General features: G+C 72.3%; 21 protein-coding genes. 9 read left to right on the top strand and 12 right to left on the bottom strand.

Annotated elements, in window-relative coordinates:
• Positions 1-4 precede the first annotated feature (4 nt).
• The 3 genes from ACZ6MA_RS21900 to ACZ6MA_RS21890 form a co-directional block, all read right to left on the bottom strand.
• The gene (locus ACZ6MA_RS21900) at positions 5-1,033 is read right to left on the bottom strand and encodes a threonine ammonia-lyase (protein ID WP_469435586.1); all 1,029 of its coding nucleotides are present in this window, start codon (positions 1,031-1,033) and stop codon (positions 5-7) included.
• Positions 1,027-1,806 (bottom strand): GNAT family N-acetyltransferase, encoded by a 780-nt coding sequence (locus ACZ6MA_RS21895; RefSeq protein WP_469435585.1) that lies wholly within the window; start codon positions 1,804-1,806, stop codon positions 1,027-1,029. Before ACZ6MA_RS21895 ends, ACZ6MA_RS21900 begins: the two co-directional genes overlap by 7 nt.
• 147 nt (positions 1,807-1,953) lie before the next feature.
• The gene (locus ACZ6MA_RS21890) at positions 1,954-3,351 is read right to left on the bottom strand and encodes an erythromycin esterase family protein (RefSeq protein WP_469435584.1); all 1,398 of its coding nucleotides are present in this window, start codon (positions 3,349-3,351) and stop codon (positions 1,954-1,956) included.
• A gap of 116 nt (positions 3,352-3,467) precedes the next feature.
• Between ACZ6MA_RS21890 and ACZ6MA_RS21885 the strand changes: the two genes are divergently transcribed.
• Positions 3,468-4,334, top strand: a complete 867-nt coding sequence (locus tag ACZ6MA_RS21885; RefSeq protein WP_469435583.1) for a class I SAM-dependent methyltransferase — start codon at positions 3,468-3,470, stop codon at positions 4,332-4,334.
• Positions 4,335-4,388: 54 nt separating this feature from the next.
• Here ACZ6MA_RS21885 and ACZ6MA_RS21880 read toward each other — a convergent pair whose 3' ends face one another.
• Genes ACZ6MA_RS21880 through ACZ6MA_RS21865 form a run of 4 tightly spaced genes read right to left on the bottom strand, consistent with a single transcriptional unit; the run spans position 4,389 to position 9,788 of the window.
• Entirely contained in the window at positions 4,389-5,423 is a 1,035-nt protein-coding gene (locus ACZ6MA_RS21880; protein ID WP_469435582.1) for a methyltransferase, read from the bottom strand.
• A gap of 5 nt (positions 5,424-5,428) precedes the next feature.
• Positions 5,429-6,175 carry a class I SAM-dependent methyltransferase gene (locus tag ACZ6MA_RS21875; protein WP_469435581.1) on the bottom strand — a complete coding sequence of 249 codons (747 nt, stop codon included), beginning with the start codon at positions 6,173-6,175 and terminating at the stop codon, positions 5,429-5,431.
• Positions 6,172-9,306, bottom strand: coding sequence for an amino acid adenylation domain-containing protein (locus tag ACZ6MA_RS21870; RefSeq protein ID WP_469435580.1), 3,135 nt, complete (start codon positions 9,304-9,306; stop codon positions 6,172-6,174). Before ACZ6MA_RS21870 ends, ACZ6MA_RS21875 begins: the two co-directional genes overlap by 4 nt.
• A 32-nt stretch (positions 9,307-9,338) precedes the next feature.
• Positions 9,339-9,788 carry a pyridoxamine 5'-phosphate oxidase family protein gene (locus ACZ6MA_RS21865; protein ID WP_469435579.1) on the bottom strand — a complete coding sequence of 150 codons (450 nt, stop codon included), beginning with the start codon at positions 9,786-9,788 and terminating at the stop codon, positions 9,339-9,341.
• Positions 9,789-9,952: 164 nt separating this feature from the next.
• Between ACZ6MA_RS21865 and ACZ6MA_RS21860 the strand changes: the two genes are divergently transcribed.
• Positions 9,953-10,336 (top strand): hypothetical protein, encoded by a 384-nt coding sequence (locus ACZ6MA_RS21860; protein WP_469435578.1) that lies wholly within the window; start codon positions 9,953-9,955, stop codon positions 10,334-10,336.
• 255 nt (positions 10,337-10,591) lie between these two features.
• On the opposite strand, the gene ACZ6MA_RS21855 is transcribed toward ACZ6MA_RS21860, so the two are convergent.
• Positions 10,592-11,218, bottom strand: coding sequence for a TetR-like C-terminal domain-containing protein (locus ACZ6MA_RS21855; protein WP_469435577.1), 627 nt, complete (start codon positions 11,216-11,218; stop codon positions 10,592-10,594).
• A 120-nt stretch (positions 11,219-11,338) separates the two neighbouring features.
• On the opposite strand from ACZ6MA_RS21855, the gene ACZ6MA_RS21850 reads away from it, so the two are divergent.
• Positions 11,339-12,394, top strand: coding sequence for an aldo/keto reductase (locus ACZ6MA_RS21850; protein ID WP_469435576.1), 1,056 nt, complete (start codon positions 11,339-11,341; stop codon positions 12,392-12,394).
• 87 nt (positions 12,395-12,481) lie between these two features.
• Here ACZ6MA_RS21850 and bla read toward each other — a convergent pair whose 3' ends face one another.
• Entirely contained in the window at positions 12,482-13,405 is a 924-nt protein-coding gene (gene bla, locus ACZ6MA_RS21845) for a class A beta-lactamase (protein WP_469435575.1), read from the bottom strand.
• A gap of 162 nt (positions 13,406-13,567) precedes the next feature.
• On the opposite strand from bla, the gene ACZ6MA_RS21840 reads away from it, so the two are divergent.
• The 5 genes from ACZ6MA_RS21840 to ACZ6MA_RS21820 all read left to right on the top strand — a co-directional run bounded on the left by ACZ6MA_RS21840 (position 13,568) and on the right by ACZ6MA_RS21820 (position 17,904).
• A complete protein-coding gene (locus tag ACZ6MA_RS21840) occupies positions 13,568-14,470 on the top strand; it encodes a LysR family transcriptional regulator (protein WP_469435574.1) in 903 nt (300 codons plus the stop codon).
• Complete coding sequence (locus ACZ6MA_RS21835; protein WP_469435573.1) at positions 14,467-15,369, top strand: serine hydrolase; 903 nt, start codon at positions 14,467-14,469, stop codon at positions 15,367-15,369. The genes ACZ6MA_RS21840 and ACZ6MA_RS21835 overlap by 4 nt, the downstream gene beginning before the upstream one ends.
• A 39-nt stretch (positions 15,370-15,408) precedes the next feature.
• A complete protein-coding gene (locus tag ACZ6MA_RS21830; RefSeq protein WP_469435572.1) occupies positions 15,409-16,620 on the top strand; it encodes a cytochrome P450 in 1,212 nt (403 codons plus the stop codon).
• 160 nt (positions 16,621-16,780) lie between these two features.
• Positions 16,781-17,167 carry a VOC family protein gene (locus tag ACZ6MA_RS21825; protein ID WP_469435571.1) on the top strand — a complete coding sequence of 129 codons (387 nt, stop codon included), beginning with the start codon at positions 16,781-16,783 and terminating at the stop codon, positions 17,165-17,167.
• 194 nt (positions 17,168-17,361) lie between these two features.
• On the top strand, positions 17,362-17,904 hold the full coding sequence (locus tag ACZ6MA_RS21820) for an RICIN domain-containing protein (RefSeq protein ID WP_469435570.1): 543 nt from the start codon (positions 17,362-17,364) through the stop codon (positions 17,902-17,904).
• A gap of 154 nt (positions 17,905-18,058) precedes the next feature.
• On the opposite strand, the gene ACZ6MA_RS21815 is transcribed toward ACZ6MA_RS21820, so the two are convergent.
• Complete coding sequence (locus tag ACZ6MA_RS21815) at positions 18,059-19,399, bottom strand: YhgE/Pip domain-containing protein (RefSeq protein WP_469435569.1); 1,341 nt, start codon at positions 19,397-19,399, stop codon at positions 18,059-18,061.
• A 132-nt stretch (positions 19,400-19,531) separates the two neighbouring features.
• Here ACZ6MA_RS21815 and ACZ6MA_RS21810 point away from each other — a divergent pair, with 132 nt between their 5' ends.
• Positions 19,532-20,194, top strand: coding sequence for a MerR family transcriptional regulator (locus tag ACZ6MA_RS21810; RefSeq protein ID WP_469435568.1), 663 nt, complete (start codon positions 19,532-19,534; stop codon positions 20,192-20,194).
• A 71-nt stretch (positions 20,195-20,265) separates the two neighbouring features.
• On the opposite strand, the gene ACZ6MA_RS21805 is transcribed toward ACZ6MA_RS21810, so the two are convergent.
• Together ACZ6MA_RS21805 and ACZ6MA_RS21800 are read right to left on the bottom strand one after the other, a co-directional pair.
• Positions 20,266-20,814, bottom strand: coding sequence for a hypothetical protein (locus tag ACZ6MA_RS21805; protein ID WP_469435567.1), 549 nt, complete (start codon positions 20,812-20,814; stop codon positions 20,266-20,268).
• Positions 20,815-20,920: 106 nt separating this feature from the next.
• On the bottom strand, positions 20,921-21,925 hold the full coding sequence (locus ACZ6MA_RS21800) for a helix-turn-helix transcriptional regulator (RefSeq protein WP_469435566.1): 1,005 nt from the start codon (positions 21,923-21,925) through the stop codon (positions 20,921-20,923).
• Positions 21,926-21,944: the final 19 nt, after the last annotated feature.

The raw sequence follows: 21,944 nt of genomic DNA, 5'->3' as shown, positions 1-21,944 counted from the left end.
GGAATTAGGAAGGCCGTCCTGCGGATGCGGCCACGGAGGTGGCGGTGCCCAGGATGCGCAGGAGGACCTCCGGGTTGATCACACCGCCGCTGACGATCGCGCACGGCCGGCGCCAGCCGTGCGCGGTGGCGTGCTTGACGGCGGCGGCGTAGGCGGCCGCGCCGGCACCCTCGCAGACGATCTTGTCGGTGAACGCCAGCGACGTCAGCGCGCCCGCGATCTCCTCGGGGGTCACGGTGAAGACCCCGGCCAGCTTGTCCTTGAGCCGCTGGAACTGGGCGGGGATGACGAAGCTGGCGCCGATGCCGTCGACGAAGGACTTCTCGTACGGCACGTCCGTGGGACGGCCCGCCCTCAGGGACGCGGTCAGGGGCGCACCCGTGCTGACCTCCACGGCGTACACCGGTATGTCCCGGCCCGACGCGCGCAGCAGCGAGGTGATGCTGTACGCGAGGTTCCCGCCGCCGTAGGGGACCAGCACGGCATCGACGTCGGGCAGGTCTTCCAGGATCTCCCGCCCGATCGTCGCGCACCCCAGTGCCACGTAGGGGTTGCTCTCGGAGGACAGGAAGAAGCCGGGGAGTTCGGGGTAGTGCGAGGTGGTCATCGTCTGCCGCCAGACGGCGTACGGCACCTCGATGATCCGTGCCATCGGGTTGTAACGCGTGATCTGGCCCCGCTTGGCGTGCGGGATCCCCTCGGGCACCACCACCGTATAGGCGAGGTCCAGTTCGGCGGTGGCGTGCGCGAGGCCCTGGGCGAAGTTGCCGGAACTGCACGTCACCACCCCGTGCCGGGTGATGTGCCGCCAGGTGTTGGGTTCGAACCGGCGGTATCCGTGCAGCGCGCCGAGCGCGCCACGGATCTTGAAGGAGTCCGTGAGCTGAAGGTTCTCGCACTTGAGATACACATCCGCCGGGTTCTGCGCCTTGGAGCGCAGCAGCGGGGTGTGCCGCACATGCGGGCCGATGAGCCGGTGCATGTGCTCCACGGCCGCGGGCGAGACGGTGCGCATGTCCTGGGCGGTCAGCACGCCAGTTCCGCGACGGGGTAGCGGAAGTCCTCGACCAGGCCCAGCTTGTGGGCGAGGGAGATGCTGGCGTGCTTGTCCTCGGCGCAGGTGATGACGACCCGCAGGCCGTTCGCCTCGCTCCAGCGGGCGACCTCGGCGAGCAGCTCCGAGGGGAGTCCCCGGCGACGGTAGTCGGGGTGGGCGAAGGTGCCCAGCTCGGCCAGGCCGCCACCCAGGACGCCATGGGCGTCGGCGGCGATCCGCCCGTCCGCGCGGAACGCGAAGCCCACGGCGTGCTCGGCGTAGTCGGAGCCGGAGCCGAAGATGCTGCGGGCCATCGGCGATTCGAGCCGGTCGAAGAGGGCCGCGTCGATCCTGACCAGTTCGAAACCGTCCGGCAGCCTCCGCTCGGGGGCGCTCCACCCGGTGGCCGGCTGGCTGAACTGCCGGCGCAGGGCCGGGGTGAAGCCGCTGCGGGCCGCCTCTTCGCCGATGCCCGGCTCGGACGGATGGACGATCTGGACCGGGCCGCGCCCCTGGAGAAGGCCACGGGCCCGGTCGAAGAAGGCACGGGTCAGGGTTCCCGCCGCGAAGCAGAAGGGAGAGCGCGTGGCGATCAGACACGCGACCGCGGCCCCGTTCTCCTCGTGCACCCACACGTCGCCGGGTATCTTCCCCTCGAGGACGCCGTGCACGAAGGCCAGATTCGGGTACCGCGGCCCGAATAACGGCTCGACGCGCGCGTAGTCCTCCGTCGCCAACTCCACCAGCACCGCGTGGTCCGCCTTTCTCACGTCATACGCCGGGTTCGTCTTTCCTGCGGCACGGCCGGGCGGCAGGGCAATTCAGCCTGCATCACGGCGACTGCTTGGCAACAGCACGCATTTGGTCATGATCGGTCCTTGGCGTCCGGAAACCGCCGTCCTGATCCGGTCCGAGCGCTACTGCGGACGCGGCACCGGCACGGACGCCCGCACCTTGTGCAGATGCACCACGACGTCGAAGGCACGGCCCAGCGCGAGCGGGGAGGTCGGCTCGTTGGGATACCGGCCGGGGATGACGAACGTCGGGCGTGCCGTGTCCGCCCACCGGCCCACCGGCGGATCGCGGCGCGCCGCGCGCAGGTCGACGTAGAAGTCGCGGTAACGCACCCGGTCGAGCGTGTACTCGTTGCTGCCGGGCGCGGCGGGGCCGACGCTGTACGTGCCCGCCTCGCCCGTCGCCGTGTTGGCGCGGTAGTCGCCGCCGTTCAGCGAGGTGCCGACGGCGAGGTAGGCATCGCCCACCAGCTCGCGCAGGTCCGCGCCCATCATGACCGGGTAGTGCGCGGGCATCGCCGGCTCGTAGGCGACGTGCCCGTTGTGGGCCGAGACCACGATCCGCTCGCCGGTCCGCCGCTGCCACCACACGGTGGTCTCCGCCATGATCCGGTCGCGACGGCGGCTCGCGGCCCTGGCCTGGGCCGGGTCGCTCCAGTCGACGGTGTACTCCGTGGCCATGTTCCCGAGGACCCGGGCCTCCTGCAGCACCCAGGGATCCCGCGTCGCGGCTTCGGACAGCAGCCGGTAGGCGGCCGCCGCGTCCTCGGCGATCGTCTTCCGGTCACCGAGGGGCAGCGCGCGGTACGCCGCCATGCGCGCGGCCACGCCGTTGGGCAGGGCGCGCAGGGTGGCGTAGCGGCGGCGCAGCTCGGGCACGAGGGCGGGCTCGTGGTGCTCCGCCCAGGTGAGGATGCGCGTGTACTGCGCGGGGTCGGCGTCGGAGAAGTCCAGACCCACGACGCGGACCGGACGGGCACCGGAGCGGTTGTGTTCCCGGATCCAGCCGAACAGGTCCAGCAGCTCCTCCGTGTTCAGCAGGGAGTACCCGTCCTGGAACTCCTCCCGCATGATCTGCCGCAGATCGCCCTCGCCGGTACGGACGTACGCGTCGATCCGGGCGGCCGCCGACCAGGAGATCTCCATGGCGAAGGCGGCGAACCCTTCCCGCGTCACCAGTTGTCGGAGCAACCGGTCCTTCACGGTGAACAGCTCCTTCGAGCCGTGCGAGGCCTCGCCGACGCCGACGATGTCCGCCCCGCGCGTCATCGAGGCGAACGCGGCCAGATCCGCCCCGGAACCACCGGGCTCGGCGCCGCGCAACGGATGGGCGTACCGCTCCAGTCCGGCCACCACCCGTCGGTCCGGGAACGAGGGGGCATCCGCGGCAGAGGGGGCGGAGGAGGACCCGGGCCGCCCGGCCGCTGCCCCGGTGGTGGCGGCCGGGCCCAGGAGCGCCGACAGAGCGAGCGTCAGAGCCAGTGCCTGGGCGACGGGCCGGCGTATGAATACGTGCGTCATGCAGGGATGTTATCCAGGCCGCCCGTACCGCCCGCGGGCTGTTCCGTCCGACGTATCCCCGGGTAGGGCTGGGTGAGCGGGTGGGCACACGGCTCGCTCGGTCAAAGGAGGCTCGGATGACGCAGTGTCCGGGAGCGGACCCGTTCGCGATGCGGCAGGCGGTCCAGGAGGCGTACGGGCCGGCCGACCTCGGCGCGACACCCCTGTTCGGCGGAGGGTTCATCAACTTCGGCCACTGGCAGGGCATCGATCGCGACCGCGTCCCGACCGAGGATGAGCGGGTCCGCAGCCAACAGGCGCTCTATCACCATGTGTTCGCCACGTTGGCCCCCACCGAGGGGCTGCGCGCGGCGGAGATCGGCTGCGGGCTGGGTTCGGGCTGTGCCATGGCACTCGAGGAGTACGGCTTCGCGCAGGTGACCGGCGTGGACATCCACCCGCAACAGCTCGAACGGGCCCGTAGCGCCCAAGCGGCTCTGCTGACCGGCGAGGGCGGCAAAGACGGTAAGGACGGCAAGGCCGACCGGCTGCGTTTCGTCCAGGGCGCGGCGGAAAGCATGCCGTGCGGCGATGCCGAGTTCGACCGTTTGTACAGCGTCGAAGCCGCTCAGCACTTCCGCGATCTGGAGGCGTTCGCGAAGGAGACCGCTCGCGTTCTCAAGCCCGGCGGACATGCCACCGTCACCAGCTTCTTCGTTCCCGACGCCGACCCGGACCGGCCCGCCCAACTGGCTTCCCTGCTTGATACCTTCGCCACCGGCCTGGACGTCGCGCACAGCATCCCGGAACTGACCGGAAGCCTCGAACGGGCCGGCCTGGCCGACATCCGCGTCACCTCGATCGGCGCGGCGGTGTGGCACGGCTGGGACCGCTGGCTGTCGACCATGTGGCAGCCGGGCACATGGCCCCGCAACTTCCTGCGGGCCTACCGCGACGGCATGCTCGACTACTTCACGGTCACCGCGGTCCGCCCTGTGGTGTGACGGCCCAGGGCCCGCCCCGCCGCCGCCCGGCCGGCGGCGGGGCGGACCCCGTTGTCACGCGACGACCGCCTCGACGATCGTGGTGGGGGACGGGGTGGGGACGATCCGGGTGCGGCGCAGTCCGGCCCGGGACAGCAGGGCGTCCAGTTCGTCGATGTCGCGTTCCGCGCTCTCGAACAGCGTCATCATGGCCAGGTCCAGGGCCTTGCCGGGGTGCGGGTCGTTGCCCGGCGGGATGAGGGGGTCGATGACGAGCAGACGGCTTCCGGGTGCCATGGCGGAGCGGCAGGAACGCAGGATCCGCAGGCCGTCGGTGTCGTCCCAGTCGTGCAGGATCTGCTTGAGGACGTACAGGTCGCCCCCGGCGGGGACGGAGGTGAAGAAGTCACCGGCCTCGACGCGCCAGCGGCCCGCCAGGGACGGGGTGTCCAGGGTGTGGTCACCGGCGGTGACCCCACGGTCGAAGAGGACCCCGTGCAGACCGGGCCGGCGTTCGAGGATCCGCCCCAGCAGCCCGCCCCGGCCGCCGCCGACATCGACGACGGTACCCGTGGCGGGGAAGTCGTAGACCTCCGCCACGAGCGCGTCGGCGGGTGCGGAGAAGGCGGCCATCCCGGCGTCGAAGACCTCGCGGGCCGCCTCGTCGGTCTCCAGGTAGGCGAAGTACGGGGCGCCGTACAAACGGGGGAAGGACGGCTCGCCGGTCCGTACCGTCTCCGTGAGCCCGCCCGAGGTCCGCCGGTACATGTCGTCCGTGATCATGACGATGCCGGGGTGCTGGGAGCCGGGCACGCCGGTGCGCAGCTGTCCCGCCGCCGGGGTGAGGTGGAAGGCACCCTCGTGGTCCTCGCGGAAGACGCCGCGGGAGGCGAGGAACCGCAGGACGCGGCGCAGGTGGGTGCCGCGCGCGCCGGTGCGGCGGGCCAGTTCGCCGGGGTCGAGCGGCCCGTCGGCGAGGTGGTCGGCGACGCGGTAGTCGACGGCGGTGCGCAGGGCCGCCGACGCCAGGTGGCCCAGGGCCATGTCGACCAGCAGCGCGGCGTCGGCCGCGGTGGTGGTGGCTGTGGCGGCGGTGTCTTCGCGGGGCATGGGTCTCAGCCCTCCAGCCGCAGGTCGGCCAGGTAGGTGGGCCAGGCCGTGGAGTCGTCCTGGTGGATGGCGTGCACGGTCCACGGGGTGCCGTGCGTGACCTCCTCCAGCCGGTCGGGCGGGCAGAACAGGAAGTCGAACCACTCGGTGGCGGCGGTGCGGTGGCGTACCCGCATGCGGACGAACTCCTCGCCGCGGTGGGCCCGGGCGGTGTGCACCCCCTGCGGCGCCAGGGGGTCGGCACCGGCCGCCTCGTCGAAGGCCATGTTGGTGCCCAGCAGCCGGGCGCCGGGGCGGGCGTGCCGGGCCAGGCCCTCAAGGATGCCGCGGCTGCGCTGCCGGTCGCCGAGCAGTCCCAGATTGGCGCCGAGCATCAGGAAGGTGTCGAACGTGCCCAGGTCGCCGGGGAGTTCGGCGACGGAAGCCACGTGTGCCTCGACGCCGCGCAGCCGGGCCACGTGCACCCCGCCGCGTGAGGTGTCGATGCCCACGACGTCCTTGCCGTCCTGGACCAGCACGGAACTGTGGCGTCCGGCGCCGCAGCCGATGTCCAGGATGCGGCCGGTGGCGCGCTCGCAGGCCATCCGGTCCACCGGCAGCCAGGTGTCGGGGCCGCGGAAGTAGTCCACGGCGTCCTCGGCGTAGATGTAACCGTCGTCCATCTCGTAGACGAGGTGGGTGACGCCGGGCCGGGCGCCGCTTTCGTGGACGCAGCGGTAGGCGTCGCCGAACGGGTCGTCGGTCGTGGTCATGATGCTCCTCCGTGGACGGCCCCGCACGCCGAGAGTGGGGGCGTTGCCGGGCGGTCCAGGTATCCGGTGGACAGGAAGTGATGCAGATAGAGGTCGAACAGCCGCGCGTCGACCGGGGGGCATTCCAGCCCGCTGCCGGCCAGGGCGGCCTCGGCGTTCTCCCGGCCGATGACGGGGAAGGTGCCCTCCAGATACATCTCCTTGACGCTCATGCCGGACCCGTTGGCCCGGTCCACACACAGGGAGACGAAGGGGGCGGTGGCGGCGGTGGGGTGCCGGGCGACGTGCCGCACCAGCTCGCCCACCCACTGGTCGTAGGGCAGGGTGCGGACGGGGAAGCCGGCCGCCCGCATCCGGTCGAGCATGTCCGCCAGCCGGGCCGGACGCGGGTTGGTGAGGTGCAGGACGCGCCCCGTCGCGCGTTGGCGGGTGGCGATGTGCACCACGGCGTCCGCGAGGTGGTCCACCGGTACGAAATCCAGGGGGAGTTCGATGTCGGGGGCGACACCGGTCTCGGCGATCGTCTTGAACAGGGAGCAGATCGCCGTCTCGGTGTTGCAGACGCCGCCGTGCCGCTCGCCGGTGACCTCGTACGGTCGGTGGATGGTCATCGGCAGCCCCTGGGCGGCGGCGTCCTGCAGGACGCCTTCGGCCACCCACTTGCTCTCGCCGTAGCCCATCGTGATCCGCTCGGCGTGGGCGAGGGGCAGGTCCTCGGGGACGTGCCGGACGCCGGCCAGGCCGAAGCCGGCCACGACGGCGATGGTGGAGAGGAAGTGCACCGGGATCCTGCGGGGCGCGGCCAGCGCGACGATTTCGCGGGTGCCCTGGACGTTCGCCGCCCGCAGCGCCTCGTAGGGGTAGAGGAAGTTGACCTGGGCGCCGTTGTGCACGATCAGGTCGAGGGTGCGGGACAACTCCTCGGCGTGCGCGGCCGCCAGCCCCAGGGACGGCTGGGACAGGTCGCCGGGGAAGCAGGTCACCCGCTGGGCGAGCCCCTCGGTGGGCAGGCCGTAGCGCTCCAGCGCGGCCCGGACCCGGCGGTGGGCGTGCGCGGCGTCCCGGGCCCGCACCGGGCAGTGGATACGGGCCTGCGTGCGCAGCAGCATCCGGTGCAGGAGGAACGCCCCCACGAAGCCGCTGGCGCCGGTGAGCAGGATGTGATCGGGCCGCTGCCACCGGGGCGCGGGGCCCTGTACCGGCGGCAGGGTGAAGCCGAGGCGGGCCTCGGCGGCGAAGTCGACCGTGCCGCCGGAGGCGGCGGACCCGGTGCCGCCGGTGTCGCGGATCTCCCGCACCGCCTGGGTGAAGTCCCGCAGGGTCGGGCGGTCGAGCAGGCCGCGGACCAGTGAGCTGCCGTGTTCCGCGCCGATACCGAACACGGCGAGGGTGCGGGTGACCACCTGGGCGGCCAGCAGGGAGTCGCCGCCCAGGGCGAAGAAGCTGTCGTCCGCCGCGGGCCGGACCCGCAGCGCCAGTTCCCATATCCCGGCCACGGCCTCCCGCGGCCCGCCGGCCGCGGCGGGGGCGGGGGACTCGTCCGGCCGGGCAAGCCCGCGACGGTCCACCTTGCCGGTGGCGGCGACCGGCAGCCGGTCGTACTCCAGCAGCCGCGCGGGCACGGCCGGAGCGGGGAGCCACGCCGCCAGGTCCCGTCGTACCGAGTCCACCGGCACCGGGGTTCCGGCGACCGCGCCGGTGACATGGGCGATCAGCTGCCCCTCACCTTCCGGGTGCCGGACCATCTCGACCGCGGCCTCGGCGATGGCGGGATGGGCCCGCAGCCGGGCCTCGACCTCCTCCAGCTCCACCCGGTGCCCGCGCAACTTGATCTGACGGTCCGTCCGCCCGCGGTACTCCAGCAGCCCGTCCGCGCCACGCACCGCGCGGTCGCCGGTGCGGTAGAACCGGCCGTACGGGGACGCGTCCGCGGTGGGGAAGCGGGCTTCGACGAAACGCTCGGCGGTGCGGCCGGGGTCGTCCACGTATCCCAGGGCCAGACCGTCACCGCCCACCCACAGCTCGCCCTCCTCACCGGCCGCCGCCGGGGTGCCGTCCTCCCGTACGACGTGGGCGCCGGCGTGCGCGACGGCACGGCCGATGGGCACGGTGACGGCGTCCTCGGGCAGATCGCCGACGATGTGCACGGTGGAGACCACGCTGTTCTCCGTCGGCCCGTACAGATTGGCCAGCACCGTCCCCGGGCAGGCCGCCCGCACCTTGCGGACCAGACCGGCGTCGAGGGCCTCACCGCCGGCGGAGGCATAGCGCAGCGTCCGCAGCGTCTCGGGCCGGGTGCGGGCGACGAGGTGGAACACGCTGGTGGTCAGATAGGCGACCGTCACCCGCTGCTCCAGCAGCACCCGCTCCAGGGCCGCGGGGCTCAGCAGCACCTCCCGGTCGACCAGCACCAGCCCCGCACCGCCCAGCAGCGCCGACCAGATCTCGATGGTGGAGGCGTCCGAGGACAGGCCGTAGGCATGCAGCACCAGGTCACCGGGGCCGGGCCGGCCCAGTGCCGGCTCGGTCAGCGCGAGGCGGGCCACCCCCCGGTGCGGGATCGCGACGGGCTTGGGGCGGCCCGTGGTTCCGGAAGTGAACATCACATAGGCCGCGTCGCCGGCCGTGAGCCGTCCGCCCGGGGGGAGGGGCGCCTCGGGGGAGGCCCCCGGAGCACCGGCCGCGGGGGAGGGGGCGGCCGACGGCGCGGGCGACGGGCCGCCGTCCAGTGCGAGCCGGGCCCGCAGATGACGCAACCGGCAACCGCTGCCCGGCAGCACGACCGCCACGCGTACCCCGGCGTCCTCGGCCATGGCCTGGAGCCGGGCCGGGGGATACGCGTCGTCCAGCGGTACGTAGGCGGCACCCGCCTTGAGGACGCCCAGGAACGCCACCAGCGCCTCCGGCGAACGGGACCCGGCCACCCCCACCGCGTCCCCCGCGCGCACCCCGGCGGAGCGCAGCCTGTCCGCCAACTCGGCGGACCGCGAACTCAGTTCGCGGTACGTGAGGCTGCGCTCACCGTGTCGCGCCGCGAGGGCGTCCGGCTGTCGCGCGGCCTGTTCCTCGAACAGCTCGTGCAGGCGGCGATCCCGCCACCCCGCCCCGCCCGTCTCGTGAGCCGGCACCATGTCCCCTGCCCTTCCGTCTCTCGTCATCCCGGTCAGGAGAACTGCGCGGCGAACGCGGCGAAGTCCGCGCTGCGCCAGCGCTCGGGGCGCATGCGGATGGTGATGTCGTCGTCCAGCTGGCCGCGGTTGGAGTCCAGGTAGGCGGGGGCGGTCTCGGCGTCGAGATAGCGGTGGGCCAGCGCGGACCGCTCGTCGGGGTCCACGCGGTCCTCCACGGCGGTCACCGGCCCCTCGACGCTCACATAGCGGTAGGGCGCGATCTCGTGCTGGACACAGAGGCTGAACCGTCCCGCCCGCCGGATCCAGCGCGCCTTCAGCGAGGTGCGCCCGGTGAGCACCACGACCTCACCGCCCGGCTCGTACGCGTACCAGACGGGCACCTGCAGCGGGGCGCCGCCCTCGGGCGTCTCGATTCCCAGCACTCCGACGCGCGCCTCGGCCAGGAAGGCCTCACGCTCCTCGACACTCATGGCCAGTGACATGGGGGTCTCTCCTGATGATCGTCGACCATTGCGAAAGACATGCTCATCGGTCGCGAACCGGACATTCCCTAGTCTTCGCCCGCGCCCCTTCGCCGCGCGGAGGGGCGGTGCACCTGGCGGCTGCCCCCCCGTGACAAGGGCTCAGCGGGGTCGTTGACCACGACATGACTGTTCTTCGGAAAATCGTCACGGGCATCGGGGCGACGGCTGCGGCGATCGGTATCGTCTTCACCGCCGGGCCGCCCGCGACGGCCGCCGGCAAGTGGTGCAACCACTCGGTGTGTATCGAGACCTACGACTCGGGCACCTACCTGGGCCGGGTGGAAGTGTCGGTCGTCAACACCAATCAGCCCCACCGCGTCAGCGCGCGGGTGTGGACCACCGACGGATGGAGCGCCCGCACGAAGGTGGAGGACGTCGCGAAGTTCCGGACATACCGCGACCAGGCCTATCCGCAACGCCACTTCGCGCCGGGCACGAGGCTGTGCGCGGAAGGCTTTCTCGGCGGGGCGAGCGTCGGCCTGCCCTGCGTGACGATCACCAACTGACCGCCACGCGGGGCCCTGCGGCGCGTTTTCCGGACCGCCCTTTGCCTGAACGGTGGCCCTCCGGCTGCGGGCCGTCGTTGCCGCCTGCGGCGGCGGGCACCCTGAGGGTGCGTCCTCAAGCGCCGGACGGGCTTGATCTGGCTGGGCTCAGCCGCAACCGGCCCGGGTTCGGACGGGATTGACGGAACGGGCTCAGACGACCAAGCCCGTCCGGCGCTTGAGACACAACACACCAGCCCGCCCGCGCGCCGCTTCTCACGGCGCTTGCGTGAACACCCCGGCCCGGGCGGCCGCGACGGCCGCCTCGGCGGCGCGGTCCGCCGTCGCTTCGTCGAGCGGCTCGGCGGTGGTCAGCAGGCGGTAGTAGAGCGGGGCGGAGACGGCGCGGACGACCTCGTGGGTGTCGGTGCCGGTGGGGAGTTCGCCGCGCTCGACGGCCTGCCGGACGCACGGCTCCCATTCGCCGACGCGGGTGGCGTAGAAGCGGTGCAGGGCGGCGGCCGTCTGTTCGTCGCAGGTCGCGGCAGTGATAACCGCTTTGAACAGGGCCCCTTGGCGGGGATCGGCGAGCGTGCGCGCCACCAGGCGCGCGTTCGCGCGCAGGTCACCGAGGAGCGATCCCGTCTCCGTGCGCGGCAGCGACTGTTCGGCCATGTCGGCGAGCAGATCGGCGACCAGGTTGGCCGGAGTGCCCCACCGGCGGTAGACGGTCGTCTTCCCGACCTCCGCGCGGCGGGCCACATCGGCCAGGTCGAGGAGGACGAGGCCGCCTCCCTCCGCGAGAGCGTCTCCGGCGGCCCGCAGCACGGCGGCCCGCACGCGTGCGGTGCGCCCGCCGGGGCGCACCGTTCCCGGCTCCCCGCGTCCAGCCTCCGAGGTCATAACGGGACTCCTGTTCCATTAAGAGGGTTGTCTCTGTTACGGTAAGTCCATCTTAACGGGACTGCAGTCCCGATAGGCCGTCCGCATCGAGCGGGGCGGCACCAGGGGAAGGGAACGACGATGGAATACAGAAGGCTGGGCGCGTCGGGGCTGATGGTTCCGGCACTGAGCTTCGGAGCGGGCACCTTCGGCGGGCGCGGGGAGCTGTTCAAGGCCTGGGGCAGCACCGACGCGGCCGAGGCGCGCCGGCTGCTCGACATCTGCCTGGAGGCGGGGGTCACCATGTTCGACACCGCGGACGTCTACTCCGGCGGTGCCTCCGAGGAAGTCCTCGGCGCCGCCGTCAAGGGCCGCCGCGACCAGGTCATCCTCTCCACCAAGGCCGGTCTGCCGACGGGTGACGGTCCGGCGGACGCGGGCACCTCCCGCTCCCGTCTCCTCAAGGCCGTCGACGACGCCCTGCGCCGCCTCGGTACCGACTACATCGACCTGTTCCAGCTCCACGCGTTCGACGCGGGCACGCCGGTGCACGAGGTCCTCGCCACGCTCGACGACCTCGTACGGGCCGGGAAGATCCGCTACACCGGCGTGTCCAACTTCGCCGGCTGGCAGCTGATGAAGTCGCTCGCCGACGCGGACCGCCACGGCTACCAGCGCTACACGGCCAACCAGGTCTACTACTCCCTCGTGGGCCGTGACTACGAGTGGGACCTCATGCCGCTCGGCCTCGACCAGGGCGTCGGCGCCGTCGTGTGGAGCCCCCTCGGCTGGGGACGGCTGACCGGCAAGATCCGCCGGGGGCAGCCGCTCCCGGCCGGCAGCCGGCTGCACGAGACGGCCGACTACGGTCCTCCCGTGGAAGAGGAACTGCTCTTCCGGGTGGTCGACGTCCTCGAGGAGATCGCCGGGGAAACGGGGAAGACCGTCCCCCAGATCGCCATCAACTGGCTGCTGCGCCGCCCGACCGTCTCCTCCGTCATCATCGGCGCGCGCAACGAGGAACAACTGCGTCAGAACCTCGGCGCCGTCGGCTGGAGCCTGACCCCCGACCAGGTGGCGCGCCTCGACGCGGCGAGCGCCAAGACCGCCCCGTACCCCTACTTCCCCTACGAACGGCAGGAGGGCTTCGCGCGCCTCAACCCGTCCCCGCTCGGACGCGCGGGCAACGGGGCGTGACCCGGCCGCCCCGGCCGGCCGTCGGGGGGCGCGCCGCGCACAGCGAGACCACTGGTCGCTGCCCGTGACACGCCCCCGCGGCCCCGGCTACGACAGCGTGCCGGTTACCACGGAGGCCGCCTCCGCGATCAGTTTGTTGTCGTAGGGGGCGTCCTTCTCGGTGCGGTTGGACATGATCGCCATGACGATGGGAGCCGCGTCGGGAGGCCACACCACGGCGATGTCGTTGCGGGTGCCATAGCCCTGGCCGGCTCCGGTCTTGTCGCCGACCACCCAGCCCTTGGGCACCCCGGCCCTGATGAGCGCGTTCCCGGTGGTGTTGGTCCGCAGCCATGTCGTCAGCCGCTCCTTCTCGCTCTTGCCGAGGGCGTCACCGAGCACGTACGCGCGCAGATCCCTGGCCAGCGCGCGCGGTGTGCTGGTGTCCCGCGTCTCGCCCGGGGCCCATAGGTTCAGCTCGGGCTCGCGGCGCTCCATCCGGGTGACGTCGTCGCCCATCTCCTCCAGCGCGGCGTCGAGGGCCTTGGGGCCGCCGAGCGCGTCGAACAGCAGATTGCCCGCGGTGTTGTCGCTGTAGCGGACGGCGGCGTCGCACAGCTCGCCCAGACTCATCCCGGTCTCGACGTGCTTCTCGGTCACGGGGGAGTTGTCGACCAGATCGTTCTTGGAGTACGTGACCACCCGGCTCAGCCCGCTCGACGTGTACTTCCGCAGCACGGCCCCGGCGGCCAGCGCCTTGAACGTGGAGGCGTGGGCGAACCGTTCACCGTCGTGGTAAGCCACCTCGCGCCCGGTGCCGGTGTCGACGGCGTAGACGCCCAGCCGCGCGCCGAACCGGCGCTCCAGCTCCTTGAACTCGCCGGCGAACGGCTTCGTGGCGGTGCCCGGCTTCGCCGTCGTGGCACCCGGGGACGAAGCCGGGGAGCCGCCTTGGCCGCAGGCCGTGAGCGGCACGAGGGCGAGGGCGGCAAGGGCGCCGACAACGGCGCGGCGGACGCGAGTGTGCTGCATGGTCCCAACCTCCAGGGGCGCCCACAGGGCGCGTCGGGGACGGGAGAGACGGCCCGTCCCGGTACGTGGCCTTGACTGCCGGACCACCCTCGCCCCCGGGCGGCCATGCGGTCCAATACGCTTGTGCGCCGTTCCATGCCGATCCGGCATAGAGTGCGGGGTGTGGATCTGGTGGGGGCATGTCGCGCGTTCGTCAGCGTCAGCAAGTACGGCAGCTTCACCGTCGGAGCGTCCGCGGCCCGGATGTCCCAGTCGGTGGCCAGCCGTCGCGTCGCGGCGCTGGAGGAACGCTTCGGCGAGCCGTTGTTCGAGCGCACGTCGCGGCGGGCCGTCCTCACCCCCTTCGGCCGTGACCTGCTGCCGGTGGCCGGACAGCTCGTCCAGGCGGCCGACGTGCTGCTCCACGAGGGGGAAGCCGCCAAGAGCAAGCCCTGGCGGCTCGCGGTGCCCGGCATCTGCTCCACGGTCGCTCTCGCGCGTCTCGTCGCCGATGCGCGGGGGCACGGTGTCACGCTCGACCTCCGCGTCGCGGAACCCGCGCGGCGCGGGGAACTCGTCCACGCCCAGCAGGTACGGGCCGCCCTGCTCGCCGTGCCGCCGGACGAGGCGGTGTGGTCCGTGCCGCTCGGGCTCGCCACCGCGCGGGACGCCGGCGTGCGGCGCGTCTACGTGGAGACGCTGCGCGTCGGACGGGGCTCGCCCGACCCCGCCCGGCGCATCTGGCTCCAGCCGGAGGACGACGTACCGCACATCCGCGACCCGTTGGCGCGACTGCGCGACGCGGTCGGCCTGCGGCCCGCGCAGCTCGTCGTGGCGCCCGACCTGACGTCCGCCACGGCAGAGGTCCTCTGCACCCGCGATCTGCTGCTGTGCTCCCTCGCGCAGGCCGAGGAACTCGCCCTCGACTGGCGGCCCATCGGCGAGATCACACTCAGCCGTGGGTACGCGCTCACCGTCGCCGCGAACGGCAACCCCCAGCACATCGCGGCACGACTGGGCGGCGCGATAGCCCGCTGCCTCGGCGCGGCCACCCAGCCGGGAACCGCGGGAGGGACGACGACGTGAACACCGAGGCGTTGCTGAGCGACCTGCGCCGGCAGTTGCGCGACGGCGGTCTGCACGGCTGCCTGCTCGTACGGGACCTGCACACCGGGGACGAGCTGGGGATCGAACCGGACACTCCGCTGCCCTCCGCGTCCCTGGTCAAGATCCCGCTCGCGCTGGCGACGGCGGAGCGCGTCCGACGGGGGGAAATCGACGGCGCGACCACGCTCGACGTGCGACCGGGGCGGATCACCACGCCCGGGCCCGCCGGACTGAGCCGCTTCCGCCACCCCGCCCGGATCGCGGTCGACGACCTGCTCTACCTGAGCACCTGCGTGAGCGACGGAACCGCCGCCGACACGCTGTTCGACCTCACCCCACCCGCCCGGGTCGTCGGCATCCTCCACGAACTCGGCATCCGCGGCATCACCGTCCGCCACACCATCCAGGAGCTGTCCGAGACCCCGGCGGAACGCTTCGACGCCGCCCATACCCACCTCGCCCACGCTCTGGCCATCGACGCCGGCACCGGCGGTCGTGGGCACCGGGTGCCCCAACTCGACACCACCCGCGCCAACACCGGCAGCGCGCGCGCCTGGGTCGAACTGCTCCAAGCCCTGTGGACACCCTCGGCCGTCCACCCCGCGGTGGCCGAACGGGTACGCGGCCTCATGGCGCACAACCTGCTCCGGCAGCGGCTCGCCCCCGACTTCAGCTCGGACGCCACCACCTGGTCCTCCAAGACCGGCACTCTCCTCAACCTCCGCCACGAGATCGGCGTCGTCGAGCACGCCGACGGCCAGGCCTACGCCATCGCCGTCCTCACCGAGTCGGTCGTCCCGGCCGCCAACCAGCCCGGCGCCGAAGCCCTCATGGCACAGGTCGCCCGCACCCTGCGCGACCACCTCCGGCACCTTTAGCCGCTGTCCCGGGGCCGCCCCCACCGCTAGCATCCGCACATGGACGCGAACACCGGTTTCGACCCGTGGTCCCCCCGGTTCGTCAGCGACCCCTACCCGGCGTACGAGCGGCTGCGGGCCGCCGGACGGGTCCACTGGTTCGAGCCGAGCCGTCAGTGGCTGGTACCGCACCACGAGGACGTCCGGACGCTGCTGCGCGACCGGAGGCTGGGGCGGACGTATCTCCACCGGTTCTCCCACCAGGAGTTCGGGCGCCCCGTACCCCCGGCGGCCCACGAGCCGTTCCACGTGCTCAACGGCAACGGCCTGCTGGACCTCGAACCGCCCGACCACACGCGCATCCGGCGCCTGGTGTCCAAGGCGTTCACCCCGCGCACGGTCGAGAACCTGGCACCGGTCGTGGCACGCCTGGCGGACGGGCTGGTGGACGGGCTGCTCGCCGAGGGCGGCGGGGACCTGATCGGCGCGGTCGCCGAGCCGCTGCCGGTGGCCGTCATCGCGGAGACACTGGGCATCCCGGAAGCCGACCGAAAGCTGCTGCGCCCCTGGTCGGCGGCGATCTGCGGAATGTACGAACTCAACCCGGACGAGGAGAAGGCACGAAACGCCGTCCGTGCCTCCCTCGACTTCTCCGCCTACCTCCGGGAGCTGATCGCCGACCGCCGCGCCCGCCCCGCCGATGACCTGATCACCGCGCTCGTCCACGCGCACGACGAAGGCGACCGGCTCACCGAACAGGAAATGGTCTCGACCTGCGTCCTGTTGCTCAACGCGGGCCACGAGGCCACCGTCAACGCCACGGGCAACGGCTGGTGGGCCCTGTTCCGCCACCCCGGCCAGCTCGCCGCCCTGCGCGCGGACCCCGGCCTCCTGCCGGGCGCGGTCGAGGAACTCATGCGCTACGACACCCCGTTGCAGCTCTTCGAGCGGTGGGTGCTGGACGACATCGAGTTCGCCGGCACGCACCTCCCGCGCGGCAGCGAGGTGGCCCTCCTCTTCGGCTCGGCCAACCGCGACCCCGCCCGCTTCCCCGAGCCCGACCGCCTGGACGTCACCCGCGCGGACAACCCCCACCTCAGCCTGGGCGCGGGAATCCACTACTGCCTGGGCGCACCGCTCGCCCGCCTGGAACTCCGCGCCTCCTTCGGCACGTTGCTGCGGCGGGCGCCCCGGCTCCGGCTCACGGCGGAGCCGGAGTGGAACCCGGGTTTTGTGATCCGGGGGCTGAAGGAACTGCTCGTCGCCTGCTGACGCGACTCGCCTGCTGACGCGACCGTGCCGCGCGCCGCGTCACCATTTCGGGCGATGAGGTCCACCGCTTGCCGGAGGGACCGGGCGTGTCCCGTTGATCAGCCGACGGCACAGCGCCCAGCGTGATAGGCAGGGAAACCCGATGCGCCGGAGAGCCCCCATGAAGATCCACCTGACCAGCGTCTTCGTCGATGACCAGGCCAAGGCCCTGCGCTTCTACACCGATGTGCTGGGCTTCGTGAAGAAGCACGACGTCCCGGCGGGCGAGGACCGGTGGCTGACCGTGGTCTCGCCGGAAGACCCCGAGGGGCCCGAACTGCTGCTGGAGCCCTCCGGCCACCCCGCGGTGAAGCCCTACCGGACGGCGCTGGTCCAGGACGGCATCCCGGTCACCTCCTTCGCCGTCGACGACGTGCACGCGGAGTTCGACCGGCTGCGCGGGCTCGGGGTGCGCTTCACCCAGGAGCCGTCGGAGATGGGCACCGTCACCACCGCGGTCCTGGACGACACCTGCGGCAATCTGATCCAGATCATGCACGGCGGGTAAGGCACCGCCGGCCGGGCAGCGCGGGCCGGGGTGCTCGCTTCCCGCCAAGTTGCCGGGGTGTCGTTCGGCGACTCCCCTTCCGCACGCGAAATCTGTAGCCTGCGGCGTGGCCGGAGCCCGTTCGAGGGGCTCCGGAGCGCACGGCATGTACGGCTCGTGACCCATGCACTCACGTCGATCGACGGAGGGGACACATGAAGTCGCACTATCGCCTGCCGGGAATTCTGGCGGCCGCCGCGGCAACGCTCGTCACTTCGGGGGTCGCCGACGCCTCCGCCGCGGTCCCCGACAGCAAGCCCGGCCCGAGCGGGGCCACCGCCTACGGGTGGGTCCGCAACGCCAACAGCGCCCACTGCCTGGCCGTCCCCGGTGGCAGCACCGAGAACGGCATCGGGCTGATCCAGTGGGGCTGTGGCAGCTGGCGGGACCACTACTGGCAGTTCGAGTACTCCTTCACCAGCGGAGGCCGCAACTACTACCGCGTGCGAAACCTCAACAGCGGGCAGTGCCTCGCCGTACCGGGCGCCAGCACGACAGCGGGCACCCAGGTCATCCAGTGGCCCTGCGGCACCTGGAAGGACCACTACTGGGGCATCGAGTCCACCAACCAGGGCACGCGCCTGGTGAACTGGAACAGCGGCCAGTGCCTGGCCATCCCCGGGGCCAGCCGCGCTCAGGGCGAGAAGGCCATCCAGTGGCCGTGTGGCAATTGGCCGGACCACTACTGGAACATCTGAATTCCCCTGCCCGGCCCGTGGCCGGGTGCACGACGCACGACGTGCCCGGCGAATGCACTTCGCCGGGCACGTCCGTATCCGCCGGAACGTTCCGGCGGGCGGTGGCGGGACCCCGGCTGTCGCGGGCCTCGCCACCCTGTGGTGTGCAGGCTCCTCAGGCCGTCGCGGGTGCCGGTGCGGCCTCGGCGGCCTCGCCGTTCTCGGCGGGTTCGGCTGTCTCGGACGACGCGTCGGGGCGGGGGATGCGGTGCATGCCCTTGCGGTCGTAGAAGCGGGTGACGCCGAAGCCGAAGAGGACGGAGACGACCAGGGCGACGCCCATGGAGACCCAGGCCCGGGTGAGGCCGGCGGCGGCCTGGGCGTCGTAGTAGAGGATGGAGCGCAGGCCCCCGGTGATCTGCCGCAGCGGCTCGAAGGCCGCGAGCGCGCGGAAGAAGTCGGGCAGTGCCTGCAGCGGGACGGTCGCGCCGGAGGAGGGCACGGCCATGGCGACGAAGATGATGGCCGAGAGCAGCATGCCGGGGGTGCCGAAGGCGGCGAGCAGCGCCAGGGCGCTCACACCGACGACCGCGATGGTGCCCACGGAGTAGAGCCACAGCAGACCGAGGTGGGAGGCGTCCATGTCGAGGATGCCGACGGTGGCGACCTGGACGAGGGAGCCCATGACGACCGAGAGGCCCACCATCAGGACGCTGGCGATGCCCAGCGTGCGCACCCGGCTCGTGTGCCGGACGGGCATGCGCTGGCGGAAGGGCCCGAAGTCGGTGTGCACGTAGCCGAGGGCGGTGTCGACCTGCGAGTTGATCGCGTTGGCGCCGAGCATGCCGCAGACGACCAGGACCAGCGCGTAGTAGAAGGCGCTCAGCCCCATGGCGCTGTGCGAACCGAGCGGGTGACCGTCGGCGACCTGCACGGTCGCGGGGTCGGCGAGCATTAGCCGGGAGGCCGGAGCGAGCTTGGCCCCCTGGCCGTCCGCGCGGCGCAGGAGTTCCTTGCCGATCTGGGCGGAGGCCGCGTGGGCGGCCTTCTGGGAGGCCTGGCTGGCCATGGAGGAGCCGATGCTGCCGGCCGACTGGTTGGTCAGCACCGTCAGGGTCGGCCGGACGGCCTGCTTCTGCTGCGGGCTGGTCAGCCCCATCACCGCGGCGGTGAAGTCCTTCGGCACGACGAGCGCGCCGAAGACCTTGCCCTGGCCCAGCCGCTTGTCGGCCTCCTGCCGGCTGAGGACCTGCCATTCGAAGCTTCGGTTGTTCGCGGCGTTCTTCTTGATGCCCGAGACGACCTGGTCGCCGAGGTTGGTGTGCTTGCCGCCCGCGTCGACGCCGCGGTCGCTGTTGACGAGGGCGACGGGCAGGTCGCGCAGATTGCCCTTGGGGTCCACGTTGCCGCCCACATAGAGCAGGGCGAACAGGGTGGACACGACCGCGAGAATGAGGCCCGAGCCGATCCACAGCCGCGGGCTGCGGAGCGCGGAGGAGGGCTGAGGGGAAGACATGACTTCTCCGTGGTGATTACATAGCGTAGCTAGATACTTCAGGTATCCAGCTACTGGATAGTGGCAGTATCTTCCTTGGGTGTCCAGTCGTCCCCGGCGGATGCCCGGCCGCACCACCAGCGAGGACGCCGCATGAAGATCTCGGAACTCAGCCGCAGGACCGGCGTACCGGTCGCCAGCATCAAGTACTTCCGACGGGAAGGACTGCTGCCCGCCGGCCGGGCGACGGCCGCGACGCTGGCCGAGTACGGGGAGGAACACGTCCAGCGCCTGCGGTTGATCAAGGCGCTCACCACCCTGGGCGGCCTGTCCATCGCCGCCACCCGCGACGTGCTGGCGACGGTCGACCAGGCCGAGAACACCGACAAGACCCTCGAGGCGATCAGCTACGCCCTGCCCGTGCCCGTCACGGCGGCGTCGGCCGGGGACGCCGACCGGGACGCGGCCGCCGAGTCGGCCGCCGCGGCGGACGTGATGGGCCTGATCGAGGCCATGGACTGGCGGGTTCCCGATACTTCCCCGCACGTCCGGGGGCTGACGACCGCGCTCAGGGAACTGCGCCGGCTCGACGCGGACTACCGGCCGGAACGGCTCGTCGCCTACGCGGAACTGGCCCATTCCATCGCCCGCCTGGATCTCGAGCGCGCGGCGGCGTTCGACGACTCGCCGGCCCTGGCCGAACAGGCGGTCATCGTCCTCGCCCTCTCCGGCCCCATGCTCGAACTGCTGCGCCGGCTGGCCCAGGAGGACCAGGTCCGCCGCCGTGCCGCGGCCGGGGCCCCCGACGCCGAATGACCGTCACGGCCGACGTCGGCCCGGGGGCGGGCAGGCTTCCGGTATCTCGACCCGCTGCCGCGTTCCGGTGATCACGGCTGGTGCTCCCGCGCGGTGACGTAGTGGAACGGCGCGCAGACTCCGGCGCTGTGGTGGCCGGCGGCCGCGAGGGCCAGGGCCAGACGCTTGCGTGGTTTGAGATCCAGGCCCGCCGTGGCGTACAGCGCGCCGAGAGCGAACTCGTCCCCGCACCCCACGGCCGCGTACCCGTCGGCGGGCTCGGCTATCTGATAGTCCTCGTAGACGGCGAACAGACGGCTGTGCACACCGACGAGGAACGTCCCCGCCTGCTCCTGCTCGGAGTCCTTGCGCGCCCAGCCGCCGTCCTTGAGGCACTTGCGCAGCCGGTCGACGAAGACGGTGGCCATGAACCGGTCCAGGTCGCCCTTGGGCTTGGGTGCCTTGAACGCGTGATGCAGCAGCTGACCCATGCGGAAGCTGGTGGTGAAGCCCATGGCGTAGGGACCGTTGCGGAAGATCTTCGGATCCCGGCGGACGGTGAGGTTCAGGCCGGCGACACCGGCCGAGTCCCCGCCCAGATGCACCCGCCCGTTGTGCACGAGCCCGACGATCACGGTCATGCTCTCTCCCTCCGCAGTACCGACCTCTCGATACTGCGCCCGGGAAAGCGGGCGGAAACGCGGCGCCCGTGGGCGGCCGGTGCGGGCCGCCGGTGCCGGGCAGGGGTCAGGCCGCCGGTTCCAGGCCCCAGGCGACGGCCCGTCCCGCCGCGGCGGCGCGGTTGGGGACGTCGAGTTTGGCGAGGATGTGCTCGATGTGGGTGGCGACCGTGCGCGGGCTGAGGAAGAGCCGGCCGGCGATCTCGCGGTTGGTGCGTCCCTGGGTGAGTTCCGCCAGTACCTCCAGTTCGCGCGGGGACAGGGCCGAGGGGCGGGCGACGGTACGGCACACCGCGACCGTCCCGGCGTCCTGGCGGGACAGGTGCAGTTCGAGGGTCCATTGCCGGTACGGCACGAGGACGGTGGCCGGCGCCCCCCGCCGGGCGGCCGTCCGGCGCACCAGGTCCGCCAGCGGGGAGCCGGCGTCTGTGAGGCCGGGCAGCGGTTCGCCGCTCAGCACCACCGGGGCGGTGTCCGCGTCGCGCGGCACGAGTACGGCGCAGGAACCGCACACGGCGTCACCGGGCCCGCCGGGCCCTCCGGAGGCGCGGGGTCCGAGCAGCGGGTCGGCGACGGCCGCGAGACACTCGCCCAGCAAGGTCATCACGGCCCGCACCGCCGGCCGGTCGCAACGGCCCTCCGTGGAGCTGACGTTGAGGATGCCGACGTATCTGCCGTCCGCGGCGAACAGGCACTGGGCCACGCCGTCCTCGACGCCCAGGGGGCCGAGCACGGCGTGGAGTCCCGTCGAGGCCCGTCGTACCGGGGCGGGCACGTCGTGCCACCAGCGTGTGGTGTCCGCCGAGTACCGGATCAGCGAGAAACCGGGGTCGTCGTGCAGACGGTTCTCGATGTACCGGGTGGCTCCGGCCGGGTAGCTGCCGGCCAGCGTGAGGTGACGGCGGCGCAGGGGGTCCCACCGGGACAGCGACGCGTGGTCGTGGTCGATCACCGCGGCCAGCGCGGTGAGGACGGTGTCCGCGCCGCCGGTGCCGTCCACGGCGCGGCGCGCGGTCTCCCGTACGCACAGGGCGGCGCTCAGCACGTCCGTCGTGCTCTGCTTCACTGTCATCCGTTCAGCATGATCAGCC

Source organism: Streptomyces sp. NPDC042259 (assembly GCF_055582085.1).
The sequence above is the reverse complement of the archived record's forward strand: the minus strand, read 5'-3'. Positions and strand labels throughout refer to the sequence as shown.

Coding starts and splice junctions, on each gene's coding strand:
- ACZ6MA_RS21890 (WP_469435584.1), bottom strand. CDS start 3,351: ATGACGCACGTATTCATACGCCGGCCCGTCGCCCAGGCACTGGCTCTG.
- ACZ6MA_RS21885 (WP_469435583.1), top strand. CDS start 3,468: ATGACGCAGTGTCCGGGAGCGGACCCGTTCGCGATGCGGCAGGCGGTC.
- ACZ6MA_RS21880 (WP_469435582.1), bottom strand. CDS start 5,423: ATGCCCCGCGAAGACACCGCCGCCACAGCCACCACCACCGCGGCCGAC.
- ACZ6MA_RS21875 (WP_469435581.1), bottom strand. CDS start 6,175: ATGACCACGACCGACGACCCGTTCGGCGACGCCTACCGCTGCGTCCAC.
- ACZ6MA_RS21870 (WP_469435580.1), bottom strand. CDS start 9,306: ATGGTGCCGGCTCACGAGACGGGCGGGGCGGGGTGGCGGGATCGCCGC.
- ACZ6MA_RS21865 (WP_469435579.1), bottom strand. CDS start 9,788: ATGTCACTGGCCATGAGTGTCGAGGAGCGTGAGGCCTTCCTGGCCGAG.
- ACZ6MA_RS21860 (WP_469435578.1), top strand. CDS start 9,953: ATGACTGTTCTTCGGAAAATCGTCACGGGCATCGGGGCGACGGCTGCG.
- ACZ6MA_RS21855 (WP_469435577.1), bottom strand. CDS start 11,218: ATGACCTCGGAGGCTGGACGCGGGGAGCCGGGAACGGTGCGCCCCGGC.
- ACZ6MA_RS21850 (WP_469435576.1), top strand. CDS start 11,339: ATGGAATACAGAAGGCTGGGCGCGTCGGGGCTGATGGTTCCGGCACTG.
- bla (WP_469435575.1), bottom strand. CDS start 13,405: ATGCAGCACACTCGCGTCCGCCGCGCCGTTGTCGGCGCCCTTGCCGCC.
- ACZ6MA_RS21830 (WP_469435572.1), top strand. CDS start 15,409: ATGGACGCGAACACCGGTTTCGACCCGTGGTCCCCCCGGTTCGTCAGC.
- ACZ6MA_RS21825 (WP_469435571.1), top strand. CDS start 16,781: ATGAAGATCCACCTGACCAGCGTCTTCGTCGATGACCAGGCCAAGGCC.
- ACZ6MA_RS21820 (WP_469435570.1), top strand. CDS start 17,362: ATGAAGTCGCACTATCGCCTGCCGGGAATTCTGGCGGCCGCCGCGGCA.
- ACZ6MA_RS21815 (WP_469435569.1), bottom strand. CDS start 19,399: ATGTCTTCCCCTCAGCCCTCCTCCGCGCTCCGCAGCCCGCGGCTGTGG.
- ACZ6MA_RS21810 (WP_469435568.1), top strand. CDS start 19,532: ATGAAGATCTCGGAACTCAGCCGCAGGACCGGCGTACCGGTCGCCAGC.
- ACZ6MA_RS21805 (WP_469435567.1), bottom strand. CDS start 20,814: ATGACCGTGATCGTCGGGCTCGTGCACAACGGGCGGGTGCATCTGGGC.
- ACZ6MA_RS21800 (WP_469435566.1), bottom strand. CDS start 21,925: ATGACAGTGAAGCAGAGCACGACGGACGTGCTGAGCGCCGCCCTGTGC.